Origin of the sequence: Xylanibacter ruminicola 23, assembly GCF_000025925.1 — a bacterium.
GTDB lineage: Bacteria > Bacteroidota > Bacteroidia > Bacteroidales > Bacteroidaceae > Prevotella > Prevotella ruminicola.
Map to the genome: position 1 here is coordinate 2,489,673 of NC_014033.1, position 11,146 is coordinate 2,500,818.

6 protein-coding genes are annotated in these 11,146 nt (G+C 49.2%); 3 read left to right on the plus strand and 3 right to left on the minus strand.

The window, feature by feature from the left end; translation table 11 throughout:
- Positions 1-14: 14 nt before the first annotated feature.
- The 3 genes from PRU_RS10675 to PRU_RS10685 all read left to right on the plus strand — a co-directional run bounded on the left by PRU_RS10675 (position 15) and on the right by PRU_RS10685 (position 6,571).
- Positions 15-3,005 (plus strand): PEP/pyruvate-binding domain-containing protein, encoded by a 2,991-nt coding sequence (locus PRU_RS10675; protein WP_013065249.1) that lies wholly within the window; start codon positions 15-17, stop codon positions 3,003-3,005.
- Between the two features lie 144 nt (positions 3,006-3,149).
- Entirely contained in the window at positions 3,150-4,658 is a 1,509-nt protein-coding gene (locus PRU_RS10680; RefSeq protein WP_080517202.1) for a PDC sensor domain-containing protein, read from the plus strand.
- On the plus strand, positions 4,655-6,571 hold the full coding sequence (locus PRU_RS10685; RefSeq protein ID WP_041386132.1) for a sensor histidine kinase: 1,917 nt from the start codon (positions 4,655-4,657) through the stop codon (positions 6,569-6,571). The genes PRU_RS10680 and PRU_RS10685 overlap by 4 nt, the downstream gene beginning before the upstream one ends.
- Before the next feature lie 2 nt (positions 6,572-6,573).
- Here the strand turns inward: PRU_RS10685 and PRU_RS10690 are convergent, their stop codons facing one another.
- The 3 genes from PRU_RS10690 to PRU_RS10700 all read right to left on the minus strand — a co-directional run bounded on the left by PRU_RS10690 (position 6,574) and on the right by PRU_RS10700 (position 11,132).
- Positions 6,574-8,079 (minus strand): glutamine synthetase family protein, encoded by a 1,506-nt coding sequence (locus PRU_RS10690; RefSeq protein ID WP_013063758.1) that lies wholly within the window; start codon positions 8,077-8,079, stop codon positions 6,574-6,576.
- Positions 8,080-8,230: 151 nt separating this feature from the next.
- Positions 8,231-9,223, minus strand: a complete 993-nt coding sequence (locus PRU_RS10695) for a family 43 glycosylhydrolase (RefSeq protein WP_143040022.1) — start codon at positions 9,221-9,223, stop codon at positions 8,231-8,233.
- A gap of 61 nt (positions 9,224-9,284) precedes the next feature.
- Entirely contained in the window at positions 9,285-11,132 is a 1,848-nt protein-coding gene (locus PRU_RS10700; protein WP_013064098.1) for a RagB/SusD family nutrient uptake outer membrane protein, read from the minus strand.
- Positions 11,133-11,146: the final 14 nt, after the last annotated feature.

Consider the following 11,146-nt stretch of genomic DNA (forward strand, 5'->3'; position numbering starts at 1 on the left):
CTTTGTCGCCGAATATGGAAGAAGTAAGCAAGATACCACAGGAGTGGAACAAATTCTACTTGAAGAATGTGTCGTTCGTGAACCTGATGACACGACGCATCTTTAATGTGCTGATTGTGGCCAATCCCTACGATGCGTTTATGCTCGAAGACGACGGTCGTGTGGATGAGAAGATCTTCGACGAGTATATGGAGCTGGGTATGCGATACCCACCCACGTTCCGACAGGTGTCGACAACCGAGGAGGCACACGAAGTGCTACACAACACGGATATCGACCTGGTAATCTGTATGCCTGGTAATGCGGACAACGATGCCTTTACCGTGGCACGAGAAATCAAGGCCGAGCATCCAAACATTCCCTGCGTGGTGCTTACACCCTTCTCGCATGGTATCACCAAACGTATTCAGGACGAGGATATGTCGGTGTTCGACTACGTGTTCTGCTGGTTGGGTAACACCAACCTCATCATGAGCATCATCAAGCTGATTGAGGACAAGATGAACATCGAGCACGACATCAAGGAGGCTGGCGTACAGATGATTATGCTGGTTGAGGATAACATCCGCTTCTACTCGAGTGTGCTGCCAAACCTCTATAACTATATCCTGGCTCAGAGTAAGCGTTTCTCGACCGAGGCGCTGAACCCGCATGCGGCTGCCCAGCGTAAACGCGGACGCCCCAAAGTGGTACTGGCTACCACCTACGAGGAGGCCATGCAGCTGTACGAGAAGTATCACGAGAACACCTTAGGTGTTATTAGTGATACCCGATTCCCCATGCAAGTACACGAGGGCCGACTGAGCCACGTAGAGGATGGCGACCCAGAGGCAGGATTGAAACTGCTGAGGGAGATTCGCCGTCGCGACGAGTACGTGCCCCTGATTCTCGACTCTTCGGAGATAACCAACAAAGAAAAAGCCGAAGCTGAGGGATTCCACTTTATAGATAAGAACTCGACCAAGATGAATGTGGACCTGCACCACCTGATGGAGGAACACATGGGTTTTGGCGACTTTATATTCCGCGATCCGAAAACCAAGGAAGAGGTGTTCCGTGTATCGTCGCTGAAGGAACTGCAGGACAACATCTTCAAGATTCCTTACGACTCGATGCTCTACCACGTGAGTCGTAACCACATGAGTCGCTGGCTTACAGCACGTGCCATCTTCCCCGTTTCGGCCTTCTTGAAGCATGTTACCTGGCATAAGCTGCAGGACGTGGATGCCCACCGACAGATTATCTTTGATGCCATCGTACAGTACCGAAGGATGAAGAATATTGGTGTGGTAGCTGTGTTCGACCGATTGAAGTTCGACCGCTATGCCCACTTTGCCCGTATCGGTGAAGGTTCTTTGGGCGGTAAAGGTCGTGGTCTGGCATTCCTTGATAACATTATCAAGCGCCACCCCGAGCTGAACCAGTTTGAACAGGCCAAGGTATCGATTCCCAAAACGGTGGTATTGTGTACCGATTTCTTCGACGAGTTTATGGAGAAGAACAACCTGTGGACAATTGCCCTGAGCGATGCCAGCGACGAGGAGATACTGCAGCACTTTATGCGTGCCCAGTTGCCCGACTCGCTGATAGCCGATTTCTTTACCTTCTTTGATGCCGTAAAGAGTCCTATCGCCATCCGTTCAAGTTCGTTGCTCGAGGATTCGCACTACCAGCCCTTTGCAGGTATCTACTCTACCTACATGATTCCATATCTGGATGATAAGTACGAGATGCTGCGCATGTTGGCCTGTGCCATCAAGGGTGTGTATGCCTCGGTTTACTATAAGGACTCGAAGGCCTACATGCTGGCCACACAGAACGTGATCGACCAGGAGAAGATGGCTGTGATTCTGCAGGAGGTAGTGGGCAAGCAGTATGGCGACCTGTACTACCCCAACTTCAGTGGTGTGCTACGTTCGTTGAACTACTACCCCATCGGCGACGAGACTGCCGAAGAGGGTATTGCATCGCTGGCAGTAGGATTAGGTAAATATATTGTTGATGGCGGTCAAACCCTTCGCGTTTCGCCCTATCACCCCAAGCAGGTGCTGCAGACATCGGAGATGGAGACTGCCCTGAGCGAGACCCAAACCCGATTCTACGCCTTGGACATGGCCCATGTAGGCGACGACTTTAAGGTTGACGACGGCTTTAACATCAAGAAGGTACGTGTAAAGCAGGCAGCCGAAGATGGAGCCCTGACCTATCTGGCCTCGACCTACGACCCCGTAGATCAGATTATCCGCGATGGTATCTACGAGGGCGGCCGAAAGGTAATCTCGTTCTGCGGTGTGCTGCAGCACGATGTATTCCCATTACCCGAGCTGTTGCAGATGGCACAGAAGCTGGGTGCCGACGAGATGAAGCGCCCCGTAGAGATTGAGTTTGCCTGCAACCTGAACGACGACCGTACAGGCGAGTTCTACCTGCTGCAGATACGTCCTATCGTAGATGCCAAGCAGGTGCTGGATGAAGACCTGCAACAGATACCCGATAGCGACTGCTTGCTGCGCTCGAACAACTCACTGGGGCATGGTATTTCCGAGGATGTGGTGGATGTGGTATATGTAAAGACCGACGACGATTTTACCGCTGTAAACAATCCCACTATCGCCAGCGAGATTGAGGAGATTAACCGCAAGTTCCTACAGGCCGACAAGAACTATGTGCTGATTGGTCCAGGCCGCTGGGGTTCGAGTGATTACTGGTTGGGCATACCAGTAAAATGGCCTCACATATCAGCAGCAAGGGTGATTGTTGAGGTAGGATTGAAGAACTACCGTGTTGACCCCTCGCAGGGCACGCACTTCTTCCAGAACCTCACCTCGTTTGGTGTGGGCTACTTCACCATCAACACCTATACGGGCGATGGGGTATTCCAGAAGGAGCTGCTCGACCAGATGCCCGCTATAGAAGAAACCCAGTTCGTACGTCACGTGCGCTTCGACCATCCGCTGAAAATCATGATGGATGGTAAGAAACAAACAGGCGTAGTACTGCGATGAGATACAGGCCCTGCTGCAATAATCAGATTGCTAGCAGGGCTTTTTACTAAATAAACAAAAAATTAAACAGAAAACTTGGTTTGAAAAAATATTTTTCATACCTTTGCACAAGTGCAATTCCAATCTATTAACATAGTCCAAAACATGTCGAAACTAACTGCAAAGATTAAACGTGATTTGCCATTACGCATCAGTCTGATGATAGTGCTTGCCATGGCGCTGCTGTTAACAGTAACACTGCTTGTCATGCTTCATTCTTCGCGTAACTCTATGAAAGATGATGCGCTGAATAGAGCCACCTATACACTCGATCGCGCCACCAACAACATCGATAACATCCTGCTGAGCGTAGAGGAAACGGCTGGCAACATATATTTCAACATGAAGTTTGATGATCCGGAACGGATGTACACCTATGCACATAAGATTGTAGAAACCAACCCATACGTGTCGGGCTGTGTCATCGCCTTTAAGCCCGGATACTTTAAGGGACACGACCTGTTTATGGTATATGCACATAGTACTGATAGTACCCATCAGGATCAATCCACAGCCAACATTGTTCACAGTAACAGTTTCGGCACCAAGCCCTATACCGAACAGATATGGTTTAATCGTCCGATAGGTAAGAACAGAGCCATGTGGATGAACCCGCTACTCGGCATGAAGTCGGACATAGAGCCACTCACCTCGTTCTGTGCGCCTATACTCGACGCTAATCACAGTCCGATAGGTGTTATCAGCGTACATGTGCCACTACAACTGCTTTCAAGCATTATCTCAGCCGCCAGGCCTTCGCCCAACTCCTATTGTGCGCTGTTAGATAACGACGGATCGTTTATTGTTGATCCCACTGTCAGCTATCTCTCAAAAACAAAGGCTTTCAACCTGCCAGGCAACTCAGTTCAGGAGGCCGTAAAAACAATGACGTCGGGTAATAAAGGCTATCTGCCATTCGAACTCAACGGACACAAGTTTTATCTGTTCTACCAACCATTCAGGATGGCCCAAGTGCCCTATCGCACCTTGATAACCAATCCTGGTTGGAGTATCGGCGTAGCATTCTCAGAAAACGACATCTTTGGCGAGTACAATGCACTATTCAATTTTGTAATCATCATCGCCATCGTGGGCATGGTACTGATGTATCTGCACACCCGTCTGATTATCCGTCACCGCTTAAAGCCACTCAGGATGCTTACAGAACTTACGGATCGCATTGCCCATGGACATTATAACGAGCCCCTACCCTCACGCCATCGGAACAAGGACGAGATAGGTCTGCTGCAAGGCCATTTCCAGCAGATGCAACGCTCGGTGGCAGCCAACATCAACGAACTGCACGAACTAACCCAAACCATACAGGAACGCAGTAAAGAGTTACATGAGGCTTACGAGCAAGCTCAGAAGGCCGACCGAATGAAGACGGCTTTCCTGCATAACATGACCGACCAGATGTTGGCCCCATCGTTTGCCATCGACGAGGATGTGTCGGCATTAAGTCATTTTGATAAAAAAACAAGCACCCAGACGGTGAGCCAGTTAGTGGAGGACATCCAGCAAAACGGCGACACCATTACGCAGATACTGAATAATCTGATCAACCTCTCGGAGAAAGAAGAAGACCTGGAGGAGAAAGGAGGTAAGTTATGATGAATATTCGTCGTTCATTCTCGGCAAAGGTCATCATGTGGGTTCTGCTGTTAGCAGTACCAGTTTTCCTGGCATCGGTAGGTGTACTGTTCTGGCAGTCGCACAAACTGATACGTGCCGAAGCTGTTGATAAAGCCAGCAATGTACTGGCTTGTGCCATGCACCGTATTAACCGTTATCTGATAACGACCAAGACGGCAAGTCATACTAATGCCTGGATAGTTGAGCAATCACTATACCCCGACTCGATACAGGCCATAACCAACCGCATAGCAACCACCAATCCCTATACCGATGGTTGCGCCATCAGCACCGAGCCAGGTGTTATCCCCCAGTATCCCGATGGATTCATGTCGGTTTCGTTCAATACCAAAGACAGCGTCAATACCTTTATTGAGCCCGACCACAGCTACTTCCAGGAACGTTGGTACAGTATTCCTCGTACACAGCGCAAACCAACCTGGGTGGTGTTTAACGACAAGAACAGGGAACAGGAAACCGACGAAGATGCTACGATAGCCGCCTATACGCACCCCTTGTTCAACAAGAAAGGTAAGTTTGTTGGCGTTATTTCAATCTGGCTCTCATTGCAGCACATCTCCAATATTATGGCCGAGGTACGACCCTATCCGCACTCGTACTATGTGATGATTGACGAGAAAGGACGTTATGTGGGTCATCCCGATTCTACCCGCCTATTCAACCAAACTATCTTCAGCGTGGCCGACCCACAACATCAGGCCGACCTGATAGCCTTAGGTTACGAGATGACAAAGGGTAATAAAGGTAGCATGTCGGTAAAAATCAATGGCAAAAAATCGCTGGTATGCTATATGCCCGTTGAAGGCACTCCATGGAGCCTGGCTATTGTTTGTCCGCATAGCGATATCTTGAGAGGATTCTACCGTCTTACCTATATTGTAGTGGCACTACTGATTGTAGGTTTGCTGCTTATCTTTATCAACTGTCACAAGGCGGTAACCGTTTCACTCAGTCCGCTACAGCAACTGCTTGAAAAGACCAAAGCAGTTAGCAACGGCCATTTAGATGTGGATATAGCCCATACCAAGCGAACGGATGTGATAGGCGGATTGCAGAACAGTTTTGCCACCATGTTGGAGTCGCTCAATTATTATATCAACAGCGTGCGTACCGCTACCGATCAGACCAAGCGTTACAACCGTGAGCTGGAGCATACCACCCAACTGGCAGTAGAGGCCCAGCATCAGAAAACGGTTTTCATCCAGAACGTTACACACCAGATACGCACACCGCTTAATATCATTATGGGCTTTGCACAGATACTGAATTGCCCTACCGACGACACATCGCTGAGCGAAGAGTTAGGACAGGATGAGATTAAGAGTATTGCCAGCACCATGACGCACAACAGTCGACTGCTTATACGTATGGTGATGATGCTGTTCGACAGCTCTGAAAACGGCAAGGCTGAGACTGCCAATTGTGATAAGCGCGAGATGGTGGCATGCAACGATGTGTGCCAGGTAGCGCTAAAATTCACAACCAAGAATCATCCTGACATACCTGTAGAATACAAGACCGAATTGGCTGATGATTTCTGCATCCACACCAATTTCCGCTATCTGGAATATAGTCTGGAGGAGTTACTCAGCAATGCCGTACGCTATTCCGACCAGCAGCACATCTCGCTACACGTAACGCGTAACGAGGAGTTTGTACGTTTCGTAGTACAGGATACAGGTAATGGTATTGCCGAAGCCGACCGCGACAATATCTTTAAGTTCTTTACCAAGGTGGACGACTTTAGCGAGGGCTTAGGCCTGGGCCTGCCCCTTACTAAACGTCATGCAGAAACATTGGGTGGAAACCTGATACTCGACACCACCTACCATGAGGGTAGCCGGTTTATCTTCGAGATACCCGTGGCATAGCATCAGCCACAATGGAAGTACTTGGTAACTAACTTCTGGATTTCCTCTGGATAATTCTCTATCGTAAGACGGAGGTTCTTATCGTCGAAGGCACGAAGCTGTTCGATGATACCATCTATCATGGCAGGCGAGAACACGCCATACTCCTCGTAGGCCCTACGCTGACGATTCAAGCAGTCGGCCGAAGCCACACACGAATCGGGTAACTGTGCCAGATTAGCCAGACGATCGGCATTCTCGGCAGCATGGATGTTTACATTCACGTAAGTTTTCTCGGCCAGTTTAAGTGCGCCATCCAACTCAAAACCATAACGGCAGGCTACGCACAAGCCAGCCAACAACTGGTAGAGATCGGCAGAGCCATCGGGTGAACGCATCTCAACGGTCTGCTTGATGCTGGTATCATAGCGAGTTTGTGGCTCCAACGGATTCGCAGCATGACACATATCCACATCTGCAGCCCAGCCTAATGGCACACGTACCAATACGCTGCGGTTTCTGTCGCCCCAACAAACATTAGTGGGCGCCTCCTGATGGGGAACCAGACGGAAGTAGCTGGTTGGATTCTTATTACCAAAAGCGGTAATCGAAGGTGCCAGCACCATCATACCAGCAATCATCTTACGGGCAGCCTCGCTCAGTACACCATTCTCCAGCATCTGGTTCTTGCCGTCCTTCAGCATACGCATGTGGATATGCAAACCAGAGCCAGCCTTACCTGTGGTAATCTTAGGAGCAAAGGTTACATCATAACCCAACTCATAAGCCAGGTTGCGGATAACCCACTTGGCAATCATCAACTGGTCGGCAGCCTGCTCAACAGCCACAGGCAGGAACTCAATCTCGTTCTGCTCGTAGTTCTTACCATCCAAGCTGAAGTTACCTACCTCAGAGTGTCCATACTTAATCTGACCACCAGCCTGGGCAATATACTTCATACAACGGGTGCGGAACTCATTAGCTTTGGCATAAGGTGCCGACTCGTGATAGCCGCGCTGGTCCTGAGCAGGGAACATGCCCTCGTCGTTACTAATCACATAATACTCTAACTCGCCCATGGCCTGGAACTCCATACCTGTTACCTGACGGAAAGCCTCAGCAGCCTTGTGGAGTGTGTGCTCGGGCGATGACTCCAACGGATTGCCATCCTTATCGAAGAACGAGCAGAGCAATGATACAGTTGGAATCTCGGCAAACGGATCGACAAAAGCCGTACGGTAGCGTGGCAACACATACAGATCGCTGCTGCCAGCCTGAATAAACGAGAACAAGCTACTGCCATCCACACGCTCGCCACAAGTAAGTATGGTATCAAGATAAGCCAGATCGTTAATTACAAAGTTAAGGGTTTTCAATCTGCCATCGCCGCCTGGATACATAAAGTTAACCATGCGGATATCGTTGTTCACAATGTAATCAATAATGTCGGCTTTAGTAAACTCTGCCGCGGGTTTCTGAAGTGCCTCTACAATAGGGTTGGCATTCAACATCAGCTTGTCGTTGTTCATCATGATGCTTTATCGTATAATTGTTTACGTTATATTTCGGGCAAAGATAAGCATTTTTATTGGGTGTATGGTATTATTTTGAGGTTTTTTATAATTTTTGCACAAATATACATAAAAATGGGAGACCGGTTAAAGTCTCCCATCCAACCAATTACTTACAATTAAACGTCGGATAACTACTTTCTACCGACGACTGGCTGCCTGCTATCAAAGGCCAGCCATTAACCCATTCAACACGATCCATCAACACCTGTCTGCCAGCATCGGGATCGCTCCTCATGTAACCATGATATATCATCCAGTCCTGACCGGCATCATCGGTAACAAACTCGGAATTATGGCCAGGGCCTGCCACGTTGTTACTGCCATGCAACAGCACATCGAATGCACCATCTAACATACGCTTGCCATCCTTGGTAACATACGGTCCGAACAGATTCTCAGAGCGTCCGTAGATAACCTGATAGGTACTGTTGTTGCCCTCGCAGCACGAGCCGTTTGATCCAAACAGATAGTAATAGCCATCGCGATGGTGGATATAAGTAGCCTCCATCTGGTTGCCAGCTATCTGTACAGGCTTGGCACCGGGCTTAAGCGTGAGTCCGTCGGCACTCAACTCTACACCATAGATACCATGGAACGAGCCCCAGAACAGATACTTCTTACCACCATCCTCGATATAGAAGGGATCGATACAGTTCTGTATGCCGATATCCTCGCTGATAAACAGTGCACCATGATCGGTGTAAGGTCCCTGCGGTTGGGTGGCCGAAGCAACACCTAAACCGCAAGTCCACTCACCACCCCAAGTCGACTTAGAGTAATAGAGCATATATTTTCCATCAACATAATTTATATCGGGTGCCCAGATACCACCACCAGGATTCCACTTGGGGCGACTCTCATCAGTAAAAGCCGTACCCACATACTGCCACTTCAGCAAATCGGTAGAACGATAGATAGGCAGGTTGCGGATATCCTCGGTAGCAAAGAGATAGAACACGCCATCGGGCGACTTTACTATAGAGGGATCGGGCAACGAGGTTGCAATGATAGGATTACGATACTTCTGAACAACAGGGATAGGTTTGTTATCCTGAGAGTGCCCACCGTCGTCCGACGATGAGCAACCCAGAATAGGCATAAAGCCAACAATTATACTAACTATAGAAAACATGTAACTTCTTTTATTCTTTACTAACATATTACCAACCAGGATTTTGTGTGAGATTAGGATTACGCTCCAGTTCGCCCTGTGGCACAGCAAACAGTTTTACGTGCTCGCCAATATAGTTATTGGTGTAGCGTTTGGTACCCCAGATTTCGGTCATACCATTAGCACCATTCAGCTGTGAAGGATCGCTAACCAGTGCGCGGTTGGTGCCCAACTTACGATCGAGCCATGTATCCCAACGCAGCTGCTTCCAGTAGAGCTGGCCCTCGCCACAAAGCTCCCAGCCATACTCGTTACGGATACGCTCACGCATGTTGTCCTGACCAGTTACCTTGGTGTACTCGTTGCTATTAAGCAGAGCCAATCCAGGAATACGGGCACGAACCATATTGATGTATTTCACGGCCTCATCGGTCTTTCCCTGCTCGTTCAGAGCCTCAGCCAAAGAGATGAGTGCACCGGCATAACGGAAGATAGGTGTATCGATATCACTGTTCAAGCCGTTCTTGGTTTCACGACCCTCGGGCACAAACTTACGCCACAGGTAGTAGAAGCGGTCGTTGGTATCGGTACGCAGGTCGTAAGGAGCAGCATTATCCGATCCAATGTAAGGCCAACGCAGGGTATAATCCCAGCAGTCGGCAGTTGAACCACCTTTATAAGTAGAGTACGGGGTGATGAAGTTCATCAGCATACGGGGGTCGCGGTTCTGATAGATAGCCAGAATGCGGGCCTCGTTACCATCCTTATCGTACTGACTCATGTCGGCACCGTAGGTTACCATCTGCTGGTAGCCGGCCTTCAGCTTATCGCTGGCAGCATTTGGATCAAGACCATCACGCAGGAAGTAAACCGAACGGGCCTTAGGATCCATCTTTGAGTAACCAGGGAACACCTCGTCCATATTGAATGGCTTACCATCGGCATACTCGTAAGAATCTACAAAGTAAGGATTAGGAATCAGGTTGTTCCAGCAACCAAAACCATCGGCGGTATAAGTATTACGGTTACCATGTGTACGACCTAACAGCGAGCCCATACCCTCCTCGTCGGTGTACTGATACTGGAAGATATACTCATCGTTGCGCTCATTGGCAGCCTTGAACATATTCTTATAGTCGGGGAACAACTGGAAGCCCATGGTGGTGATGGCAGTGAAATCGGCAGCTGCCTTATCCCAGTCCTTCAGCCACATGTAAACCTGACCACGCAGATAGTAAGCACAAGCCTTGGTTACACGACCGTAGTTCTTATCAGAGGTGGCGTACTTATTTGGCAGACTGGGCTCGTTGATAGCCTCAGAGCAATCCTTGATAATCTGCTGCCATACCTCATCGGCAGTGTTACGGGGCTTGGTGTCCTCGCCATACTCTACAGGTTCGGTGTAGATGGGCACACCACGCCACAGCACGTTGGCACGATAGTAAGCCCAGGCACGCAGGAACTTACACTCGGCAATATCACGGGCACGCTCGCTGGCCGCCATGGCCTCGCATCTATCCAGATTATTAATCACGTTGCTGGTACGATAAATCTCCTCATACAAGCGCTTCCACCAGTCGTTGAATCCCCAGTAACCGGCATTACAACGGCCACGGGCCCAATCGTAACCACCCCAGTTAGCATCCAGGTCGCAAACATCGGTAGCAGCATCAAAGTTCTGCCAGTCGGGGCATTCGCCCTGCTGCTCCCAGTAGAAACGTTCGTAGGCACCATTCACCACGGCATCAGCCATGTTATAGGTACTCCATACCAAGTCGGTACCTACACGGTCGGAAGGTTGAGTATCCAGGAAATCGGCATTACAAGCCGTGAGTGCGATACTCGATGCAGCCAAGATAAGACTGCGACACATATTATTAATTATTTTCTTTTCCATATTGGTTATTCATT